Raw genomic sequence first — 20,737 nt, forward strand, 5'->3', positions numbered from 1 at the left:
CAGCACGGGTAACGCACTACGTCGCTGCGCCAGACCGGCGCAGCGGGTCAGGGCTGTTTCTTTTCCACGACCAGGCTGCCGTCGTGCAGTTCTGCCGGCGGGTCCACGACCACCACCTCACCGGCGCTCAACCCTGCGCTTACCTGGCGATCGGTGTTGAGTGCGGTGCCGGCGCTGATCTCGCGCTGTTCCACGTGCTTGTCGTCCTTGACCACGAAGGCAACGGTCTTCTGCTCGCGCGTGACGATCGCCGCAGCGGGCACGCGGACGCCCTTGGGCGCGGCGGCCTGGGCCGGTGCGGCAGCTTCCAGGAAGCTGACCCGCACGCCCATCTCCGGCACGATCCGCGGGTCTTTCAGCTTCAGCGCCACGCGCACCTTGACGGTGGCCTTGCCGCGGTCGGCGGTGGGAATGATGGCAATCACTTCGGCCGGGATCTTCCAGTCCGGGTAGGCATTGAGCGTGGCCTCGACCGGCATCTTCGGCTGCACGCGGCCGATGAACGACTCGCCCACTTCCACTTCGATCTCCAGCGATTCCATGTCCACGATGGTGCCGATGCCGGTACGCGTGAAGCCACCGCCGGCCGACAGCGGCGAGACGATCTCGCCCGGCTGCGCGGCCTTGGCGGTGACCACGCCGGAGAACGGCGCGCGCACGGTGTTGTTGTCCACGCCAAGCTCGGCGATGGCCAGTGCATCGTTGGCCACCCGGGTATTGCGTTCGGCGGTGCGCAGCTGCGCACGCAGGCTGTCACGCTGGGCGATGGCCAGGTCGTACTGCGAGCGTGAGACCAGCTGCTGGCCGACCAGGGTCTGCAGGCGGCCGGCTTCGGCGTTGGCCTGGGCGACCTGCGCCTGCAGCCCGGACAGCTGGCTGCGCGCGGCCTCCAGCTGCGAAGCGCTCAGGCTGCGCTGGGCGTTGGCATCGATCGGGTCGAGCGTGGCCATCACCTGGCCTTCCTCCACGCGCATGCCTTCTTCGATCATCACCTCGCGGACCTTGCCGGTGATCTTGGCCGACACCGTGGCCATGCGTCGTGCCACGACATAGCCACTGGCATCGAGCACCGAACTGCTGGCCGTGCCCTGCTGGATCGCCACCACCGGTGCGGTGGTCACTTCGATCGGGCGTTGCCGGCCGAACACGAACCAGCCGATGCCGGCCAGAAGCAGCAGTGCAACGATGGCCAGCACGATCCACAGCCCACGCCGGGGCGAGGACGGGGGCGGCGTGGCCGCCTTGCGGTCGATGCGGAGTTCCTTGAGCAGTTCAGCGGATGCGTTCATCGTGACTCTGGACGGGGAATCGGGCCGAGTGTGACCGCAACAGCGCTGGCGGGGCAAACCGGCACGGGGCGGGGTGGTCGACAGCATGCCGATTGCGGCGACGGCGCGGCAGTGACAGCTGTCACCTGCTTGCACTGACGACGGCCACTGGGGCCGCCGCCCACCGCGGCGGATGCTGGCGCCGTCATCCTCGGGAGTCCACCCATGTCCGACCCAGCTGCTGTTCCCCTGGCCCGGCTGCACGCCGCCCAGCTCCACTACGGTACGGTTGCCGCGCTGCAGGGGGTTGGCTTTTCGCTGCACCGCGGCGAGATTCTGGCCCTGCTGGGGCGCAACGGCGCCGGCAAGAGCTCGGCGATTTCGGTCCTGCTGGGTCTGCGCCGGCTCGATGCCGGCCTGGCCGAGCTGCTCGGCGGCGACCCGCAGCAGCGCAGCACCCGCCGTGGCATCGGGGTGATGCTGCAGAGCACCGCGCTGCCACCGGTACTGCAGGTGGCCGAACTGATCGAACTGGCGCGGGCCTGCTACGACGACCCGCGCCCGCTGCAGGAGTGCCTGGCCTTGGCCGGGCTCAGCGATCTGGCGACACGCCGCTACGGGCGCCTGTCCGGCGGCCAGCAGCGCCGCGTGCAGTTCGCCATCGCGATCTGCGGACGGCCGCAGCTGCTGTTCCTGGACGAGCCCACCACCGGGCTGGACATCCAGGCACGGCAGGGCCTGTGGCAGGCGATCCGGCAGTTGGCCGGTGAAGGCTGCGGCGTGCTGTTGACCACCCACTACCTGGAGGAGGCCGAAGCCCTGGCCCAGCGCGTGGTGGTGATCGAAAACGGCCAGGTGCTTGCCGATGGGCCACTGGCGCAGTTCCGCCAGCAGCTGGCCCCGCGCCGGATCCGGTGCCGCAGCACCCTGGATGCCGAGGCGTTGAAACACTGGCCGGGGGTGCGCGAGGTTCAGCGCGATGGGCTGCGCCTGCAGCTGCTGGCCGAACCGGCCGAGCCGGTGGTGGCGCGCATGCTGGCCGAAGATCCCTCGCTGCAGGAACTGGAAGTGCAGGGCGGCGGCCTGGCCGATGCCTTTGTCGAACTCACCCGGGAGGCCGCATGAATACCCTGACCACGACGCAATCCCCCGCCCGCCGCACATCGGTGTGGCGCATCTACCGCATCGAAGCGCTGTGTGAGCTGCGCCGGGCCTGGCGCACGCCGGCCTTCGTGCTGCCTTCATTGCTGTTCCCGGTGTTGTTCTACAGCCTGTTCGGGCTGTTGCTGGGCCGGGGCCACGCCGCGCAGTACCTGTTGGCTACCTACTGTGTGTTCGGTGCGATGGCACCGGCGTTGTTCGGCTTCGGCGTGCAGTTGGCGCTGGATCGCGAAGGCGGCCTGCTCACCTTGAAGCGTGCATTGCCACTGCCGCCGCTGGCGCCGTTGCTGGCGCGCCTGATGATGGCGGTGGCCTTCGCCCTGCTGGTGGCCACGATACTGATCGGTGTGGCTACGGCGGCCGGTGTGGCGGTATCGGTGGGCACCGCCGCGCGGCTGCTGGCTGTCGCTGCCTTCGCGGCGCTGCCGCTGGGCGCGATCGGGCTGTGGATCGGCAGCCATGTCAGCGCCAGTGCGGCACCGGCGGTGGTCAACCTGGTGTACCTGCCGTTGGCGCTGTTGTCCGGGTTGTGGCTGCCGTTGTCGGCGCTGCCGGCGATGTTCGGCACATTGGCCCCGCTGTGGCCCACCTGGCACCTGGCGCAGCTGGCCCTGCCGGCGGTCGGCCAGCCCGCGCAGGGCAGCCCGTGGGTGCACGTGGCGGTGCTGCTGGCGATCACCGCCGTGGCGCTCGGGCTGGCGCAGCGGCGCCTGCGCCGGGTCGGGTGAGGGCAACGGACGAAGATGGCATGATCGCCCCTGACCACCCCGCTCTGGAACCGCCCGTGTCGTCCAGCTGGATCGCTTCCTTCCTGCGTCCCGCGCCGGATTCGGCCGTGGCCGACAACCTGCGCCGCGGCAAGCCGGCGTGGGCCGACGCGGTGCACCTGCTGTGGACGGGCTGGGTCTTCCTCACCCCGATGTTCAGCAACGGCTACAGCTGGAACTGGCTGTGGCTGACCCTGCTGACCTACCCGGTGTTCCTGGCGCTGTATGCCAAGGAGCTGCTGTCACTGCGCCACCATGGCCCGCGTTACGCGCTGGCGATGGTGGCGATGGGGCTGGCGCTGCTGCCGTGGTATCCCTCGGGGATCAGCTACTTCATCTTCGGCTGCGTGATGCTGCGCATCTGTCGGGGCAGCAGCGCGTGGCGCTACCTGGCCCAGCTGCTGGTGCTCAACGCCCTGTTCGCGGTGATCGCGCTGTGGGTGGGCTACCAATGGCAGTTCATCGTGTGGATACCGTCGATGGCGCTGATCATCGGCATCATCGTCAACGTGGAAAGCACCAACAAGGATCGTGACGCGGCGCTGCAGCTGTCACAGGAGGAAGTGCGGCGGCTGGCTGCCACCGCCGAGCGCGAACGTATCGGCCGTGACCTGCACGACCTGCTCGGGCACACGCTGTCGCTGATCACCTTGAAGCTGGAGCTGTCGCGCAAGCTGGCCGAGCGTGACCCCACCGCCTCGCGCCGCGAAGTGACCGAAGCCGAAGCCATCGCGCGCCAGGCGCTGGCCGAAGTGCGCAGCGCGGTCACCGGCATCCGCGCCAGCGACCTGGCCGCCGAGCTGGCGTCGGCGCGGCTGCTGCTGGAATGCCAGCACGTGCACCTGCATTACACGCCGCCGCCGCCGATGCCGGCCGATGTCGAGCGCGGGTTGTCGCTGGTGCTGCGCGAGGCCGCCACCAACATCGCCCGGCATGCGCAGGCGCACCAGGCCTGGATCCGCTTCGAACAGGAAGGACGCAGCCTGCTGATGGAGATCCGCGATGATGGACGCGGCGGCGCACACAGCGATGGCAATGGCTTGAGCGGCATGCGCGAGCGGGTGGCCGCACTGCGCGGCACGCTGGTGCTTCAGTCGGTGCGTGGCGAAGGCACCAGTGTGTCGGTACGGGTGACCCTGCCCGCCGCGACCACGGCCGTGCCCATGCTGGCGGCGGAGACTCCCGTGGCGCTGCCGGCGCAACCGCTGGAGGGCAAGCCATGATCCGTATCGTGCTGGCCGAAGACCAGGCGATGGTGCGTGGCGCGTTGTCGGCGCTGCTCGGGCTGGAGCCGGACATCGAGGTGCTCGGCAGTGCCGCCGATGGCGAGAGTGCCTGGCGGATGCTGCAGCAGCTCAGCCCGGACATCCTGGTGACCGATATCGAGATGCCCGGCCTGTCCGGGCTGGAGCTGGCGCAGCGGATCGCGCGCCAGCAGCTGCCGATCAAGGTGGTGATCGTCACCACCTTCGCGCGCTCGGGCTTCCTGCGCCGCGCACTGGATGCCGGCGTGTGCGGCTACCTGCTCAAGGACGCCCCGGCCGAAAAACTGGCCGATGCCCTGCGCCAGGTACAGCACGGCGGCCGTGCGATCGACCCGCAGCTGGCGCTCGATGCGTGGTCGCAGGCCGACCCGCTCAACGACCGCGAACGCCAGGTGCTGCGCCTGTCCGGCGATGGCCGCTCGGCCAGCGAGATCGCCAGCCAGCTGGGCCTGTCGCATGGCACCGTGCGCAACTACCTGTCCGAATGCATCGGCAAGCTGGGCGTGGCCAACCGCATCGAGGCGTATCGGTTGGCGCGGCAGAAGGGCTGGTTGTAATCCGAAACGGCCATGCCGGCCAGCGGCCGGCACTACCGAAGCGGGGGATCAGTGTGGGTCTGTGTCGGTGTCGGTTGGCTCGCGCTCCGGCCCCTTGGCCATCGCCTGGAACACACCATCGCGGCGTACCCACAGGTGGAACAGCGCGGCCGACAGGTGTGCCACCACCGTGGTGAACAGCACGTAGGCGAGCAGGCTGTGCGCGCTGCGCAGCGCGGCGTACAGCGCCGGGTCGTGCGGCACGATGGCCGGCAGCTGCATGCCCGGCCACAGCACGATCGGGTAGCCGCCGGCGGACAGCATCGACCAGCCGATCAGCGGCATCGCCAGCATCAGGCCATACAGCACCCAGTGCGAGGCATGCGCGGCGAAGGCCTGCCAGGCGGGCAGGTCGGCCGGCAGCGGCGGCGGCCGATGGCGCAGGCGGTTGTACAGGCGCACCAACACCAGCAGCAGAATGGCGATGCCGAGCGGGCGGTGCAGGTCGATCAGCAGCGGCCGCCACTGCAGCGAGGCGACCATGCTGACGCCGATGAACAGCATCGCCAGGATCATCGCCGCCATCAGCCAGTGCAGCACCCGTGCGGTGAGATTGAAGTGGCCTGCGTCGTTGCTCATTGCGCACGCTCCTTGCCGGTGGCCGCGGCCGCCTTGCCGGTGGCGATCTCGCGCTCGCGGCGATTGAACGACTGCGAGTACACCGCCGAACGCGCGGCCAGGATCGGGTCGTTGGAGCCGGCGATGCCGCTGGGCAGGATCAACGGATCGTAGTTGAGGTCGCGGCAGGCACCGGTGGCCTGCGGCTGCTGCGAGACCAGGTTGAGCGTACCGAGCTTGACCTGGCGGCGCGTGTCCGGCCACACCTGCGAGGGGTCGTCGATGGGGTCACCGTCCTCGGCAATCGTTGCCCACATGTCCCAACGCACCGGGCCCTGGGCCAGCCGTTGCTGGAACTCGTCGGCGAGATAATCCAGCCCGGCCTGCGCGCGCTGTTCGGCAGTCATCTCCACGAACGGGGCCTGGGGGCGCATGCTCCAGCGCACGAAGTGCTGGCTGCCATCGGCGGCACTGAAGCGGAAGCTGTTGACGCCGTTGTAGTCGGTGTTGGCCCAGCTGTTGGACCACGGCGCGGTCTTGGCCCATTCCCCGAAGGCGCGTGCGCTGGGGTATTTGGCCTGCACCGCGGCCATCTTCGCCGGGTCCGGTTTGCCGGTGGCCGGGTCGGGGATGCCGGCGCGGGTCTGCTCCAGGAACGCCTCGGCGGTGGGCACGGCGAAGAACGGGAAGCTGTTCATGGCCATGCGCCATTCCTGGCCGTCATCGCTGACCAGCTGCAGCGCCATGCTGCGCACGCGCGCGTTGGCATCGGCACCGTGCGGGTCGCCTCCGCCGATCGACAGCCGACCCAGCACCGGGACTTGGCGCTGCGCGAACACGCGGGCCGAACTCAGCGTCGCCGCCTCGGGCGCAGCCTGGAAACTGCCCACCACGCACACGCCCTTGCTGTGTGCGCGGCGGAACCCGGGATGGGCCGGCCCGGTCGCTTCGATGCTGTCGGTGAAGGCCTGCGCGGTGGCGCGATCGCGGCCGATCCAGCCGGCCAGCCAGGCAAAGGCCAGCACCAGCGCACCGGCGATGAGCGCGATCAGCGCGATCCAGCCCAGCGGCGAGGGCGGGCGTGGTGCGCCGGGCGTGCGGCCGGCGCGGGTAAAGCCAAAGAGCGACATGTCCGGATTCCTGCCTTCACGACATCGTGTGGGTGGGTACCCCGGCATCGTCTCAGAACAGCGGGCAGGCCGATATTCACATTTTCGACAACTCTTCCAAACGCAGATCCCCGCCGAAGCGGGGATCTGTCGGGACCGGCCTGCGGCGCGCGGGCTCAGCCGGCGTAGCGTACCTTCAGCATCGCCCAGGCCGAACGCAGGGCCAGGGCTTCGCCACCGGCCGGACGGCCCGGGCGCTCGCCATCGTTCCAGGCATACACGTCCAGGTGCGCCCAGACCTGGTTCTGGGCGATGAAACGCTCCAGGTACAGTGCGGCGGTGACCGAGCCGGCCATGCGCGAGCCGGCGTTGGCCAGGTCGGCGATGTTGCTGTGCAGGTAGCGCAGGTACGGGCGCCACAGCGGCATGCGCCAGACCGGGTCGCGGGTGCTGTCGCCGGCGCTCAGCCACTGCTGGGCCAGGGTGTCGTTGTTGCTGAACAGCGCCGGCAGGTCCGGGCCCAGCGCGATGCGTGCCGCGCCGGTCAGGGTGGCGAAGTCGAGCACGATCTCCGGCTGCTGCTCGCTGGCATAGGTGAGTGCATCGCACAGCACCAGGCGGCCTTCGGCGTCGGTGTTGTCGATCTCGATGCTCAGGCCCTTGCGGGTGGCGATCACTTCGCCGGGGCGGAACGCATCGGGGCCGATCGCGTTTTCAACGGCCGCGATCAACAGGGTCAGCTGCACCGGCAGCTGCTGGGCCATGACCAGCCCGGCCAGCGCCAGTGCGTGTGCGGCGCCGCCCATGTCCTTTTTCATGTTGCGCATGCCGTCGGCCGGCTTGATGTCCAGCCCGCCGGTATCAAAGCACACGCCCTTGCCAACCAGTGCCACGTGCGGTTGGCCTTCCTTGCCCCAGCGCAGCGCGATCAGGCGCGGTGCGCGATGCGAGGCACGGCCGACGGCGTGGATGGCCGGGAAATTCTGCTCCAGCAGCGCATCGCCGCTGATCACCTCGATCTGCGCACCGTGTGCGCTGGCCAGCTCGCGCGCGGCGTCTTCCAGCTGCTGCGGGCCCATGTCTTCGGTGGGCGTGTTCACCCAGTCGCGCACGCGCAGGCTGGCGATGATCACATCGCGCACTTCCGCGGTCGGGGTGGCAGCCAGCTGTGCCGGCGCACGGTTGGGCTTGCGGTAGCGCGCGAAACGGTAGCTGCCCAGGCCCCAGCCCAGGTGCAGCAGGGTTTCGATTTCCGCCGGCAGCGCTTCGGCCAGCTGCCACACCGTGCCTTCGGGCAGCGCGAACGGCGCGTGCGCGTAGGCATAGGCATCACCGGGATCACCCACGCCGATGATCGCCCCGGCCAGGCCGTGCTCACCGGGCAACAGCACCACGCTGCCACCGCTGCCGTTGAAATGCTGCGCGTCCAGCCAGGCCACCAGCGCCGGGCTCTGCTGCGCGCGCCACGCGGTGAACTGTTCGCGTTCCATCACGCGCAGCGGCAAGGCCTTGGTGGTATCGGTGGTGAAGCCGTTGATCTGGGTCATGCGGGGTGAGGCTCCGTTCGTGGTCAGGCGTGCGGGTGGGATGCGTTGGCATCCAGCCAATCGGCCAGCCCGGTCAGGGTGTCGAACTGCAGGTCAGGCTGCAGCGAAGGATGGGTCCAGGTGTGTTCGACGCGGTTGATCCAGCAGCCACGCAGGCCGGCCTGGATCGCACCGGCCACGTCCATTTCGGCATGGTCGCCCACGTGCAGCACCTGTGCCGGGGCAACCCCCAGGCGCGTACAGGCGGCATGGAAGATGCTCGCTGCCGGTTTGGCCGCGCCGTGTTCGCGCGAGCCCAGCTGGAAGGCGAACAGATGCGACAGACCGATCCGCGCTAGGTCGGCGTTGCCGTTGCTGAGCGCCGCCACCGGCACCCGCGCGGCAATCCGCGCCAGCGCGTCCACCGCATCCGGGTAGAACTCCACCTGGTTGCGTGCGGCGTAGAACGCCTCGTAGGCCGGTTCCAGCAGGGCCAGGTCGGCGCCGCTGTTCTCCAGTGCTTCGCGCAGGGTCAGCCGGCGCAGCGCGCTCAGGTCATGGTGCAGCTGGGGGTTGTCGTGGAAGGAGCGCTCGCGCAGTTCCCGCATGGCCGCTACCGGGTACATCGCGGCAGTGGCGGGGCTGTGCTGCAGCATCCACTCGTACAACACCTGGTCGATGCGGGCGCCGATGGGGGCGAACGGCCACAAGGTGTCGTCGAGGTCGAGGGTAATGGCAAGGACAGGAAAATTCACCACGCCATTCTACTCCCGCCGCTCGCGGGCAGGGACCGGCCGTGGTTCATTCCAGCAGCCGTGCCCAGCCCTGCGTGCCGTCCAGCCGCGCCAGCACCAGCTTGATGCAGACCAGCAGCGGCACCGCCAGCAGCAGCCCGACCATGCCCCACAACCAGCCAAATACCATCAGCGCCAGGATCAGGATCAGCGGTGAGATCGCCATGCGCCGGCCGAGCACGATCGGGGTGACCACCTGCCCTTCGACGGTGTGCAGGGCCAGGTAGCAGGCCGCCGGCAACAGCGCCTGCAGCGGGTCGGAGAACTCCACGAAGCCCATCAGCAGCATCAGCGCCACCCCGATCAACGGGCCCACGTAGGGCGCGAAGTTCAGCAGCGCCGCCACCGTGCCCCACAACAGCGCCTCCTGCAGGCTGATCCCGAGCAGCAGCAGAATGCCGCCGAACAGCAGCCCGACCGCGGTGTTGATCACGGTGATGGTGAGCACGTAGCGCGACACCTCGCGCTCGATCGCGCGCAGGATGTCGGCGGTGAAGCGCTGCTGCTGGCGGCTGGGGAACAGCGCGATGGCGTGCTTCTGCAGGCTCTGCCCGTAGATCATGAAGAACAGCGTGAGCAGCACCACCGCCAACACCGAGGCGGCGAGGCGGGGCGCGCGGGTCAGCACCTTGTAGGGGTCATCCAGCTGGGTGCGCACGATCTGCACGCGGTGGCTGCCTTCACCGCCGGCCACCCGGGCGAAGTTTTCCGCGGCCTGGTTGGCCTGCTGCACCGGTTTGGTCAGGTTCTGCACCTGGCGGGCCACCTTGCGCAGCTGCTGCGGCGCTTCCTGTGCCCATTCCATGGCCGGGCCGACCAGCTGCACGCCCAACGCCGCCGCCCCACTCAGGCCCACGCCCAGCACCAGCACCGCGCCGAGGAAGCGCGGAATCCACAGTTTGCCGAGCAGGCGCAGGATCGGGTTGCCGACCAGTGCGAAGAACATGGCCAGCAGCACCGGCAGGATCACCTCCTGCGCGGCCCACAGGGTGAAACCGACAGCCAGGGTGGCCAGCACCACCAGCGACATCGGCGCGCGCGGACGCGGTGGGAGCGGGCTGACCGCCGTGTCGTCAAGGGAAGGAGCCGGGACGCTCATGCAGGTAGCACGCAGGAAAAGAGCGCCATTATTGGCCAGGCCAGGTGGCGATGGTGTGTTGTGCGGCTCAGCGTTCGGAGAGATCGGTAGCCGCTTCGGCCGGCTGCGGCTGTTGCGCGGCCACGGCGTTGCTGCGCGCTGACGGCACATCGCGGGCCGCCGTGGCACGTGACGCGGCGACATCGTCGCTGACCGCGGCGGCAGCGTCATCGACACGCTCGGCGGCCTGCTCGGCACTGTCTGCGGCTTCGCTGGCCTGCATCGCGGCAAAGGCCCCTTGCGCACTGGCCATCAGATTGGAGACCGAGCCGATCATCTGCAGCCAGCGGGCACCCTGGAAGCGTGCATTGCCCGGCTCCAGCTTGCCGGCTAGGAAACCACCGGCCAGGCCCACGGTGATGATGCGCAGCGGTGTCCAGCCCGAGCGCCAGACCTGGCTCAGGGTGGACCAGCTGCCCTGGGTTTCATCGACCCGGATCGACACCACCTGTTCGGCGCGTTTGACCCGGCGGCGCAGCGCTTCAAAATTCATGGCTGGCCCTCCGCACGGCCGACATGGGCATCGGGGTCTTCCTCGGTGGGTTCGTCATACAGGCCCAGCCGCGACAACTGGCGGCGGGTGGCATGCATGCCGGTGTGACGGAAGAAGTAGGACACGCGCCAGATCGCATAACCGGTGACGGCCAGGCTGAGCACCGAGGTGATCAGCAGCGAGTGGAACCAGGACATGCCCCAACGCACCATCAGCGCGATCAGGGTACCGGCCAGTAGCAGCCAGGCCGAGGCGCCGAACACGATCGCCACCCCGCTCCAGGCCAGGGCGCGGCCGAACGCACTGCGCGCCAGCGCGAAGTCGGCCGAGGCCAACCGGCGCAGCGAGCGCATCGTGTGCTTGGCGGAATCGACGGTGGCGCGGCCGGCTTGCCCGACCTGGCGGATGCTCTCGTCCAGGCGCGGTGTTTCGGCACCGCCTTCCGGTGGCGGGCTACCCGCGCCACCGTCGGCGGTTGACTGGGCTTGATCGCTCACGCCGACTTACTTGTCGCCGCCGCTGCGGGCCAGCTTGGCGATGATCCAACCGGCGGCGAAGGCCACGCCGAAGGAGGCCAGCGGGCGCTCGCGGATCAGTTCGGCAGCGCTGTCGACCAGGTCCTTGCCCTTGTCCATCAGCGCATCGACCTGTTCCTTGGCCGCGGCACCACCGAACTCGGCGGCCGCCAGGCCCGACAGCGCGGTATCGGACAGCTCGGCCTTGACGTTGGCCTTGCCGATGCGCAGTTCATCGCCGGCCGCGCCGGTGGCACCCTTGATCGCACCGCCGGCGGCGCTGGCCGCGGACTTCAGGTGCGAACCGGCTTCACCCAGGTGTTCCTTCAGATTTTCGGTATTGGTGGGGCTCATCGTGTATCTCCGTAATGTGGGATGGGGCGATGGGGCAACCGCGGGCCAAGCCAACGGTATCGAACACAAGGTAATAGCATCGGGGGGGTGTAAGCGACGTTACGGCTCCCTGACCCGTTCAGCGCATCACCAGCTCGCCGCGCGCGTTGCCGCGCACGATGCGCAGCACCAGCTGGGGCGGGCGTTGCTGGAAGTTGGCGCGCCAGCTGGCGAGATCGGTGAATTCGCCGGCGCTGGTTTCCGTGACCACATCGCCCTGGACCAGGCGCGACGCCGCCGCGCGGCTGCCGGGCTTGACCTCGCTGACCAGCACGCCGCTGACGCCGGCCTGGCGCAGCGATTCGGGCAGGTCCACGAAGGTGGCGCCGCTGAGGCGCGGGTCCAGCGTGTCACCGGCCACCGCTCGCGGTTGTTCCTTCAAGGTCGCCTTGAGCTGCAGTGGCTTGCCATCGCGACGGATGTCCAGGTTCAGCGCACTGCCCACCGGCTGCAGCCCTTCCACGTTGTGCAGCGCCTGGGCGCTGTCCACGCGCTGGCCGTTGGCCGACACCACCACGTCACCGGGCTTGAGCCCGGCCGCTGCCGCACCGGAACCGGCCAGCACGCGCGTCACCAACGCGCCACGCGCTTCGCTCAGGCCCAGCCCCTGCGCGATCTGCTGGGTCAGGTTCTGGGCTTCGATGCCCAGCGTGCCGCGCACCACCACGCCGTGCTTGACCAGCTGGTCGACCACATCGCGCGCCAGATTGGACGGAATCGCCAGGCCCAGCCCGATGTTGCCGGCCATGCTGCCCTGCGGGTTGAAGCTGGCAGTGTTGATGCCCACCAGCTGGCCCTGCAGGTTGACCAGCGCACCGCCGGAGTTGCCCGGGTTGATCGAGGCATCGGTCTGGATGAAGTTCTGGTAGCCCAGCCCGCGGATGCCGCTGCGGCCCACCGCCGAGACGATGCCGGAGGTGACGGTCTGGCTGAAACCGAACGGATTGCCGATCGCCACCACGAAGTCACCCACGCGCAGCTGCTCGCTGTTGCCCAGCGGCAGCGCGGTGAGCTTGTCGGCGGGAATGCGGATCAGCGCGATGTCGGTATCGCGGTCCGAACCGAGGAACTCGGCCTTGACCGTGCGCCCATCGGCCAGCGTCACCTGCACATCGTCGGCGTTGTCGATGACGTGGTGGTTGGTCAGCACCAGGCCCTCGCCGGCATCGATGATCACGCCCGAGCCGAGCGATTCGTTGATCCGCTCCTGCGGCACTTCCGGGAACAGGCGACGGAAGAACGGGTCGTTGAAGAACGGGTTGCGCACCCGCACCACCTGCTTGGTGTTGACGCTGACCACCGCCGGCATCACCCGCTCCAGCATCGGCGCCAGCGAGGGCACCACCTGTCCGGCCACCGAGGCGGGCAGCGCGGCGGTCGCCGGAATGCTCAGCGCGGCCGGCGCGGCTTCGGCGCGATTGTCCAGGTGGGCATTGATCGCCGAGGCGACGAACCCACCGAAAGCGGCGGCAAGCGCGAGGGTGAGCAGGGTGGGGAGCGGTCGCATGGGTCCGGCGGTTCCGTAACGAAGACAGGCATACGGTAGTTCAAGCTGAATGAGTCTGTTGGCCCGCAGCTAAACCGAGGATGAAATCTGCACCGCCCCGGTGGCGATGGATGACGTTGACAGTGCCCGCGGTCGGGGTAAGCTGGCCGGGCGTCGGCCACAAGATGTTGCGTTGCCGATCGGGATTGCCCCAAGCGGTTGGGTTTTGGTCCGGGGCAACGCTTCCTCCGCACGGGCGCCGCGAGGTGCCTGATGGAGCCTGCCGCGACATGCCTGCGCTGCATCCGGAAGTGATCGGCAAACACCCCCTGGCTCCCTGGTCGGCGGGCATGCGCGCGCGCGGCGCGCAACGCGATACGGATGCGCAAGGCCGGTGCGCGATCCACATGGGCGACCGTGCCGGGTGTCGTTGTGTATCACCTCGGCCTGGGCACCGGCACGTCACTGCATTCGCATTTACACCACGCACCGCGCGCGGAAATTCCACCCCGGCTTCCCGCAACCGATGCCATCGCGCGCCCTCCGATTCCCGCCTGCCCGCTGCCGACAGCCGTGCTTCCCGGCAGCCGATCGGCAGCACACCGCGCACCGTTTCGTGCGCGAAGACGGCGCAGTTGTGCGGGGAATGGGCAACGAACAGATCGAGTACGACGGGCAATTGCACATTGCCGTTGCGCGCTGCGATGCGCTCACGGGTGGTGGCCCCTGCACGTTCTTATGCATGCACGGAAGCTGTTTTAAAGGGGTTTGGTGCGGCGGCCCGGTTTCTCGGGCGCGCGCATCGCCGGCCCGCCAAGCACAGATGCGGCTCATGGCGTGCGACAAGACCGTTCCACGATGGACCGCGCCGGTATAGCATCGCCAGCGATTTGACTAACCAGGCCCCTTAGGAGGCAATCATGAGCAACGGTAATGGTGTGACCGCGACCCTGTCGCAGGGCGTTGAAGAAGTGAAAGACGTCGCTGGCAAAGTGGGCGAGACCATCGCGCACACTGCCGAAGACGCGGTGGCCTCGGTGAAGAAGACCGTCAAGCGCGCGCGCAAGGCTGCCACCACCCAGGTGGCCAAGGTCAAGAAGGCCGTGCAGAAGGCCGAGAAGACCGTCGCCAAGAAGGCTGACAAGGCCGCCAAGTCGGTCGGCAAGACCCTGGCCAACGCCAAGAAGAAGCTGGAAACCGCCAAGAGCAACGCCAAGGCCGAGGCCGCCGCGCTGAAGAAGCAGGTCGCCAAGAAGAAGGCTGCCGCTGAAAAGGCCGTGACCAAGACCACCAAGGCTGCCGGCAAGAAGGCGGCAACCACCAAGAAGGCCGTGACCAAGAAGGTTGCTGCTGCCAAGAAGACCGTCGGCAAGAAGGTCGCCGTGGCCAAGAAGGCTGTGGCCAAGAAGACCGCGACTGCCAAGAAGGTCGTTGGCAAGAAGACCGCTGTCGCCAAGAAGACCGTCGGCAAGAAGGTCGCCGTGGCCAAGAAGGCTGTGGCCAAGAAGACCGCGACCGCCAAGAAGGTCGTTGGCAAGAAGGCGGCTGTCGCCAAGAAGACCGTCGGCAAGAAGGTCGCCGTCGCCAAGAAGGCCGTGGCCAAGAAGACCGCGACCGCCAAGAAGCTGGTTGGCAAGAAGACTGTTGCTGCGAAGAAGGTTGTCGGCAAGAAGACCGCCGCTGCCAAGAAGGTGGTCGGCAAGAAGACCGCCGTCGCCAAGAAGACTGTCGGCAAGAAGGTCGCCGTGGCCAAGAAGGCTGTCGCCAAGAAGACCGCGACCGCCAAGAAGGCCGTGACCAAGAAGACGGCTGCCCGCAAGGCCGCACCGGCCAAGCGCGTGAGCGCTGCCAAGACCGTGGCCCGCAAGGCCCCGGCCAAGCGCGCCCGCAAGTAAGTTGCACGCACGGCTCCCGCCCCTGGGCGGGAGCCGTGACGCTACGCCTCAAGCCGCGTAGCCACCGCGCCCGTTACGGCGCCGCCTTCCTGCGCTGGCCGCTCCAGGCCTTGCTGATGATCATCCATTCGCCGTTGATCCTGCTCAGCGAAAGATAGTCCTGCCCGATCCACATCGGGTAATCCAGGTTGAGCTTGACCAGTGCGCTTTCCGCGGTCACGTCCAGGATCTGGTAGCTGCGCCTGCGCTGGGCCTCGTCCGCCGCCGGCTTTCCGGTCAAGCCCTTCGCCCACTCTTCTCCGGGCACGGTGACCAGCATGCCCCGTGCTTCCCCGTAGCCGACCACGACCGCGTCCTTTCTGACGACCTCGAGCATCAGGTTGGGATCGCCTGCGGTGAAGGCCCGCATCACCTTCTGCATGGCACGGTTCACGGCATCGTGATCGGCGCTCTGCGCCTGTGCGGTGGTGGGGGAAATAAAGAGGACAGCGGCCAGAAAAACAGCGTGAAGTGCGATATGCATGGCGTTCCAGGATCCTGTTGAGGGGTGTGGGTAGGTGTCGGCCATCACGGCCGGGTTACGGCTGCCGGGTCTGTTTGCCCAGGATGTCGACGACGGCCTGCGCGACCTTGGTCGCGGACAGGTAGTTCTGGCCGGTGACCACGCGGCCGTCCACTTCGATGTGCGACTGGTCGTTGTCGCGGACGTGGAACGCGCCGCCGCGGGCCTCGATCGTCTTGCGGATCAGGAACGGGAACTGCTTGAAGTAGGCCGCGTCCTGCTGCTCGTATTCTTCGGGGTAGCCGGTGATGCGCTTGCCATCGACCAGGTGCCGGCCATCGGCGAGCGTGAGATTCACCAGCCCGGCGGTGCCGTGGCAGACGGCCGAGACCACCCCGCCGTTGCGCTCGTATACCTGCATGGCCAACTGCTGCAGGCGCGGATGCTCCGGCACGCCGTAGATCGCGTTGCTGCCACCCACGTAGTACACGGCGCGATACTGCGCCGGATCGATCTGCGCCGGTCGGGCGGTGTTGCGCAGCCCGTGCATGATGCGCTCGTCCTTCAGGCGTCCGGTCAGGTCCGCGGCGACATAGCTGTCCAGGATCGGCACGGCGCCGCCGTCGGGCGAGACGAAGTCCACCGCATACCCGGCGGCGTGGAATGTGTCCCAGGCATGCACGACTTCGCCGAAGCTGATGCTTGCCGGCAACGCCGAGCTGCCGTGCATCGCACTGCTGGCAAGGATGAACAACACCCGCCCCTGGTCGGGAACGGGGGCGAGTCCGTCAGCGGCTCCCCGGGCGGAGGCGCTGGAAACGCCGCCCAGCCCGAAGGCAAGCAGCAGCACAAGGCAACGGATGAAACGGGGTGTGGACATCGGCAGGTACCTGCTGGGGAAGTCCCCGCATACTGCCCAACCCGATTCAAATCAACGTGTTGCCATGCCTTTCAGGAGTGCTGGAATCGATTCTGGGAGTTGGCGTGCGCCGCGCGGAACGCCGCCGGCGTCACCCCTTCCACCTTCTTGAAGGCGCTGTGGAAGGTGGACATCGATTGGAAGCCCGCCGCCTCTGCCACCGCTTCCAGCGGCTTGGGCGGTGACTGCTGCAGCAGCAGTTTGGCCTCGCCCACGCGCAGCTGCGCCAGGTACTGCTTGAACGAGGTCTGGTTGTTGTCGTTCAACAGCTGCGACAGCCGCGCCTGCGGTACGCCTAGTCGGCGCGCCAGGCGCGGCAGGGTCAGCCCCGGGTCCAGGTGCAGGCGCTCGCGCGCCATCAGTTCGGCGAGCGCCTGCAGTTCGGAAACCGCCTCGGGCGCGGCAATCCGCCGATCCTGGTAGGGCTCGATCACGGCCTGGCCGGCGCGCAGGCGCGGGTAGATCACCACGCTGCAGGCCAGCACGACGGTGAACGACAGCGCGCCCACCACATAGGAGGTGTAGCCGGAGGTGTAGTACGCCAGCCAGATGATCCAGACCGCCCCCACCGCCCCCAGCAGCAACCGGCCCGACGGCGTACCCGCCAACCGGCGGCGCTGGCCGACCAACAGCGCGGTGGACAGCAGCAGGTAGCCCAGCCACGCCGCGGTGATCGCCGGGGTGACGGTGTGCCGCCACAGGTCCCCGTGATCGGGGTAGGGCAGCAGCACGCTCACCCCTGTGATGATGGCCAGCAGCACCGCCACGTGCCAACGGTCGATGCGCCAGGTACTCGACGCGGTGTCCTGGCTGGCGCGCAGCAGGAAGAACAGGCACGGACCGATCAGGAAACAGGCGGTCAGACCCACCTGCAGCACGCTTCGGGGAATGTCGGGCCAGAAGTAGAACGCCACCGACTTGCCGGTGCGCACCGACACCATGAACACCAGCAGTGCCAGCCAGCGCTGTGTGGCCAGGCCCCGCGCGCGCCACCACAGGAACGCGGCCAGCCCGAGCCCGTTGAAGGCACCGAGCATGGCGAAGAAGAACAGGAAGTATTGGGTCAGCATCATGGATGAGGCGTGGTCGCGCATGCCAACCGGTCCGGAAACTTAGGCCGTCCGGGTACGCTCGTCAATACAGTGGCCGGGAGGTGCCCATCACCGCCTTCCTGCTACGGTTGCGCCATCCAGCGAGGTAGTCCCATGCGCGGTCTAGATTTCAGTTCCTGGCAGGCCATGCTCTCCACCCTGGTGGGGTTGGCGGTGATTACCCTGATCGGCGTAGGCATCCGCCTGCTGGTGATGCAGACGATGCAGCAGCGCCGCGAACGCGAGAACCGGCAGATCAACGAGCGCCTGCGTACGCTGATCGCTGCCTACAAGACGCTGGGGGGATCGTTCACCGGGGCGTTGCACGTGGACCCGCGCCATCTGCGTGACCTGCACCACGCACCAGCAGACGGTGCAACAGATGACGCGCTGCAGTTGCCGTCCGATGTCGCGCCGGGCCGTGATCGTGCACGCCGCATCCGCGATGCGGTCGAGGCGGCGCTGTCGGACATCATCCTGCTCGGTACCGACGACCAGGTCCGCCTGGCCGCGCGTGCAGCCACCGAACTGGCGCAGGGCCGGGCGGTGCAGACCGCCGAACTGGTGGTGTCGCTGCGCACCTTCATTCGTGAGGCGCTCGACCTGGCGCCCATCCCGCCCAGCGTGGCCATTCCCCGGCAGGGGCCGGCGCGGCCCTCCACCGCGGCCAAGGGCAAGGCCGACGGCGCCGACAAGGGCGCCGGCAAGGGCGGTGGAATGGGCGGTGGCATGGGGGCGGGCCTTGGCCACGGTGACGACGACGCGCCGGCGCGCTGAGTGCCTGTCAGTCCGAGGTGGCGCCCAACTGATAGGGCGGTGGCGTGGCCCCCATCAGGTGTGTCACGAAGTAGTCCCACATGCGGCGCATGTAGTACCGATCGTTGCGGAACAATTCGTGGTCCTGGTTGGCCAGGTACACCAGGTCGTAATCTTTGTTGGCTTGGTTGAGCGCGCGCGCCAGCTGCAGGGTCAGCGCAGGCATCGCATTCTCGTCCAGGTCGCCATACACCAGCATCAAACGTCCGCGCAGGCGCTCGGCCAGCGCGGCATTGTCCAGCGGTTGGAACAGTGCGGGAACGGCATTGTCGTCGGGGCGCAGCGCGCCGCCGTCGGCATACACCGGTGAACCACCCACCCAGCGATCCATGCCGTGGATGGCTCCGCCGTACATGCCCTGGAAACTGTGGCTGCCTGCCGAGGCCACGCCGACTTTGTAGAAATCCGGATGCCGCAACAGCGCGCGGGCTGCACTGTAGCCACCGAAGGAATGCCCATAGATGCCTACACGGTTGATGTCCATGCCGGGATAGCGCACTGCCAGTTGGCCGATCGCGACCACGTGGTCATCCAGCTGCAGGTCGGCGGCGGACAGGTAGCTGCTGTCGTGGAAGGCCTTGGAGCGTCCAGGCGTTCCACGTGCATCGATGCTCACCACCACGAATCCGAGCTGGGCCAGGCTTGAGCGTGCAACCGGATTCAGTGTCGAGGTGGCCTCGACGAAGGCCACCGGTGCATTGCTGACATGCGGCCCCCCGTACATTGCGTCGATGACCGGATGGCGGCCGTTCCGGGTATAGCCGGGTGGCAGATAGACCGTGGCGTATACGGGCGTACGACCGTCCGCGGCAAGCAGCTGCTCGCGCTTGGGAGGCACCCAGCCCGCGCGGCGTATCGCGCTGTCGTCGGCGCGTTCCAGCGGTAGCAGCACGCGCCCATCGGCGGTACTGCGCAGCACGCTGATCGGCGCCTGGTCGAGCGTGGAGTAGGTATCGACCACGACCGTACCTGCCGGGGACAGCAGGCCAGGGTCGCGGCCACCCAAGAGCACGCTGGCACCGGCGTCGATGGCATGGTCGGCCGCCTCGGGGGTGAGCAGTACCGGCTCACCCCCGTCCAACGCCACCCGATACAGGCGCCGCAGGTAGGGATCACCCGATTCGCGCCCGCCGGCGCTGAAGTACAGCTGCTGCTCGTCTGGGTCGACCCCGATGACATCGCGCACCAGCCACTCGCCGCGGGTCAGTTGCCGGACCACCGCGCCGTTGCCGATATCCACCAGGTACAGATGGCCCCAGCCATCGCGCTGCGAGAACCATGCGACCTGCCCGCGCCGGCCCAGCACCCGTACTGCGGGACGGCTGAAGGGATAGCTGTTGAGCTGGACGCGGGTAGTGGAGGTTTCCTCCAGCAGCGTGCGCACCTGCGCGCGCTGCAGATCAATCTCGACCAGGCGGATGCGCGCCGGGTGTGCATGGCGCACGATCGCGGTGTACACCTTGCCGGCATCGGAGGACCAGCCCAGCACGCCTGCTTCGGTCAGCGCATGCCAGCCCTCCGGTACGGCGATGGCGCGCGTGGTGGTGCGGTCCACGTTGGTGACGAACCACGCATCACGCACCTGCTCGGGGTCGCCGAGCAGGCCCAGCCGGACCTGATGCACGACCGGTCGCACGCCTTCCACTGGCGCGGTGGCCAGGTACGGATACGGCCGCACCTGGCGCTCGTCGTAGCGCACCCCGAACAGGTGCCTGCCATCGGGTGACCAGGACACGGCGAAGGGCGGTGTGTGCATTGTTCCGGCGCGCCAGGGGATACCACGCAGGGCGAAGTCCGGGAGTACGCCATAGCCATGTGAGGTCACGCCGTCGCGGGTCAGAGGCTGGGGCCGATCCGATCCGGCCCGGCGCATCCAGAGGTTGTTGTCGCTCACCCACACGGACCGGCTGCCATCGGGCGAGATCAATTCCCGTGGATCCTTCGCGGGCAGCGGCACGCCACCACAGTGGTAAGTGGGCAAGGTGCAGCGCAGGCCGTGCGCATCGCCGCTGCGCAGCACCAGCTCCAGCCCCCCGGCGACCGTGTCCACGGTTTCAAGCTGTTGCAGGGTACGTGCGGGATCCGCATCGTCGGCACGCGCCAATGCCGTGGCCAGGCGCGCAGGGTCGAACAGGGGCTGCCGCGATGGCACCTTGGGATCAACCAATATGTAGTCGTTCTGCCCCGTGGGCGCCTGCCGCAGGTACCAGAACCGCCCATCATCCAGCCATCGCGGCCGAACCGAGGCATTGGCCACCTTGCCGCGCAGCTGCCCATCGAGCACGTGTTCGGCACGCGCGTAGGCCGCCTGGTCCGGGGCAGCCTGTGTGCCTGGTGTGCACAGCAGCAGGCCGATGCTGGCCATCATCAATGTCCGCCAGACGCTGCGCGGCAGTGCAGATCCTTCTGCCATGGTGGCTCCACCCATCAGTCGACGGTACGCCG

Annotated in this window: 20 protein-coding genes; 6 read left to right on the forward strand and 14 right to left on the reverse strand. The window is 68.3% G+C overall.

The features are described from left to right. Positions 1-47 precede the first annotated feature (47 nt). A complete protein-coding gene (locus AC3IPM_RS01440; RefSeq protein WP_489302150.1) occupies positions 48-1,289 on the reverse strand; it encodes an efflux RND transporter periplasmic adaptor subunit in 1,242 nt (413 codons plus the stop codon). A 204-nt stretch (positions 1,290-1,493) separates the two neighbouring features. On the opposite strand from AC3IPM_RS01440, the gene AC3IPM_RS01445 reads away from it, so the two are divergent. From AC3IPM_RS01445 to AC3IPM_RS01460, 4 genes are read left to right on the forward strand one after another with little or no spacing between them, the layout of a single operon-like run. Then, positions 1,494-2,393: an ABC transporter ATP-binding protein gene (locus AC3IPM_RS01445; protein WP_489302151.1), complete on the forward strand. Its 900-nt coding sequence runs from the start codon at positions 1,494-1,496 to the stop codon at positions 2,391-2,393. Further along, positions 2,390-3,157 carry an ABC transporter permease gene (locus tag AC3IPM_RS01450; RefSeq protein WP_489302152.1) on the forward strand — a complete coding sequence of 256 codons (768 nt, stop codon included), beginning with the start codon at positions 2,390-2,392 and terminating at the stop codon, positions 3,155-3,157. Before AC3IPM_RS01445 ends, AC3IPM_RS01450 begins: the two co-directional genes overlap by 4 nt. A 20-nt stretch (positions 3,158-3,177) precedes the next feature. Further along, positions 3,178-4,419: a sensor histidine kinase gene (locus AC3IPM_RS01455; RefSeq protein WP_489302153.1), complete on the forward strand. Its 1,242-nt coding sequence runs from the start codon at positions 3,178-3,180 to the stop codon at positions 4,417-4,419. Further along, positions 4,416-5,018, forward strand: a complete 603-nt coding sequence (locus AC3IPM_RS01460; RefSeq protein WP_489302154.1) for a response regulator — start codon at positions 4,416-4,418, stop codon at positions 5,016-5,018. Before AC3IPM_RS01455 ends, AC3IPM_RS01460 begins: the two co-directional genes overlap by 4 nt. A 48-nt stretch (positions 5,019-5,066) precedes the next feature. On the opposite strand, the gene AC3IPM_RS01465 is transcribed toward AC3IPM_RS01460, so the two are convergent. The 9 genes from AC3IPM_RS01465 to AC3IPM_RS01505 all read right to left on the reverse strand — a co-directional run bounded on the left by AC3IPM_RS01465 (position 5,067) and on the right by AC3IPM_RS01505 (position 13,090). Then, a complete protein-coding gene (locus tag AC3IPM_RS01465) occupies positions 5,067-5,636 on the reverse strand; it encodes a cytochrome b (protein WP_489302155.1) in 570 nt (189 codons plus the stop codon). Further along, positions 5,633-6,745, reverse strand: a complete 1,113-nt coding sequence (locus AC3IPM_RS01470) for a catalase family peroxidase (RefSeq protein ID WP_489302156.1) — start codon at positions 6,743-6,745, stop codon at positions 5,633-5,635. Before AC3IPM_RS01470 ends, AC3IPM_RS01465 begins: the two co-directional genes overlap by 4 nt. Before the next feature lie 155 nt (positions 6,746-6,900). Next, positions 6,901-8,271, reverse strand: coding sequence for a leucyl aminopeptidase family protein (locus AC3IPM_RS01475; RefSeq protein ID WP_489302157.1), 1,371 nt, complete (start codon positions 8,269-8,271; stop codon positions 6,901-6,903). Between the two features lie 23 nt (positions 8,272-8,294). Continuing rightward, positions 8,295-9,005, reverse strand: a complete 711-nt coding sequence (locus AC3IPM_RS01480; RefSeq protein ID WP_489302158.1) for an HAD family hydrolase — start codon at positions 9,003-9,005, stop codon at positions 8,295-8,297. A gap of 46 nt (positions 9,006-9,051) precedes the next feature. Beyond that, complete coding sequence (locus AC3IPM_RS01485) at positions 9,052-10,143, reverse strand: AI-2E family transporter (protein ID WP_489302159.1); 1,092 nt, start codon at positions 10,141-10,143, stop codon at positions 9,052-9,054. A 67-nt stretch (positions 10,144-10,210) separates the two neighbouring features. Further along, a complete protein-coding gene (locus AC3IPM_RS01490; protein WP_489302160.1) occupies positions 10,211-10,675 on the reverse strand; it encodes a protein sip-5 in 465 nt (154 codons plus the stop codon). After that, entirely contained in the window at positions 10,672-11,172 is a 501-nt protein-coding gene (locus AC3IPM_RS01495) for a phage holin family protein (protein ID WP_489302161.1), read from the reverse strand. Before AC3IPM_RS01495 ends, AC3IPM_RS01490 begins: the two co-directional genes overlap by 4 nt. Positions 11,173-11,178: 6 nt before the next feature. Beyond that, positions 11,179-11,544 (reverse strand): hypothetical protein, encoded by a 366-nt coding sequence (locus tag AC3IPM_RS01500; RefSeq protein WP_256777031.1) that lies wholly within the window; start codon positions 11,542-11,544, stop codon positions 11,179-11,181. Positions 11,545-11,662: 118 nt separating this feature from the next. Beyond that, positions 11,663-13,090, reverse strand: a complete 1,428-nt coding sequence (locus tag AC3IPM_RS01505) for a Do family serine endopeptidase (RefSeq protein ID WP_489302162.1) — start codon at positions 13,088-13,090, stop codon at positions 11,663-11,665. An 899-nt stretch (positions 13,091-13,989) separates the two neighbouring features. Between AC3IPM_RS01505 and AC3IPM_RS01510 the strand changes: the two genes are divergently transcribed. Next, complete coding sequence (locus AC3IPM_RS01510; RefSeq protein ID WP_489302163.1) at positions 13,990-14,964, forward strand: histone; 975 nt, start codon at positions 13,990-13,992, stop codon at positions 14,962-14,964. A gap of 73 nt (positions 14,965-15,037) precedes the next feature. Here the strand turns inward: AC3IPM_RS01510 and AC3IPM_RS01515 are convergent, their stop codons facing one another. The 3 genes from AC3IPM_RS01515 to AC3IPM_RS01525 form a co-directional block, all read right to left on the reverse strand. Further along, positions 15,038-15,487 carry a nuclear transport factor 2 family protein gene (locus AC3IPM_RS01515; protein ID WP_489302164.1) on the reverse strand — a complete coding sequence of 150 codons (450 nt, stop codon included), beginning with the start codon at positions 15,485-15,487 and terminating at the stop codon, positions 15,038-15,040. Positions 15,488-15,542: 55 nt separating this feature from the next. After that, positions 15,543-16,346, reverse strand: coding sequence for a type 1 glutamine amidotransferase domain-containing protein (locus AC3IPM_RS01520; protein ID WP_489302165.1), 804 nt, complete (start codon positions 16,344-16,346; stop codon positions 15,543-15,545). Positions 16,347-16,417: 71 nt separating this feature from the next. Then, a complete protein-coding gene (locus AC3IPM_RS01525) occupies positions 16,418-17,458 on the reverse strand; it encodes an AraC family transcriptional regulator (RefSeq protein WP_489302166.1) in 1,041 nt (346 codons plus the stop codon). Between the two features lie 132 nt (positions 17,459-17,590). On the opposite strand from AC3IPM_RS01525, the gene AC3IPM_RS01530 reads away from it, so the two are divergent. Beyond that, entirely contained in the window at positions 17,591-18,253 is a 663-nt protein-coding gene (locus AC3IPM_RS01530) for a hypothetical protein (RefSeq protein ID WP_489302167.1), read from the forward strand. Positions 18,254-18,260: 7 nt separating this feature from the next. Here the strand turns inward: AC3IPM_RS01530 and AC3IPM_RS01535 are convergent, their stop codons facing one another. Next, positions 18,261-20,705, reverse strand: a complete 2,445-nt coding sequence (locus tag AC3IPM_RS01535; protein WP_489302168.1) for a S9 family peptidase — start codon at positions 20,703-20,705, stop codon at positions 18,261-18,263. Between the last annotated feature and the right edge of the window lie 32 nt (positions 20,706-20,737).

The organism is Stenotrophomonas sp. GL_111 (assembly GCF_057835245.1).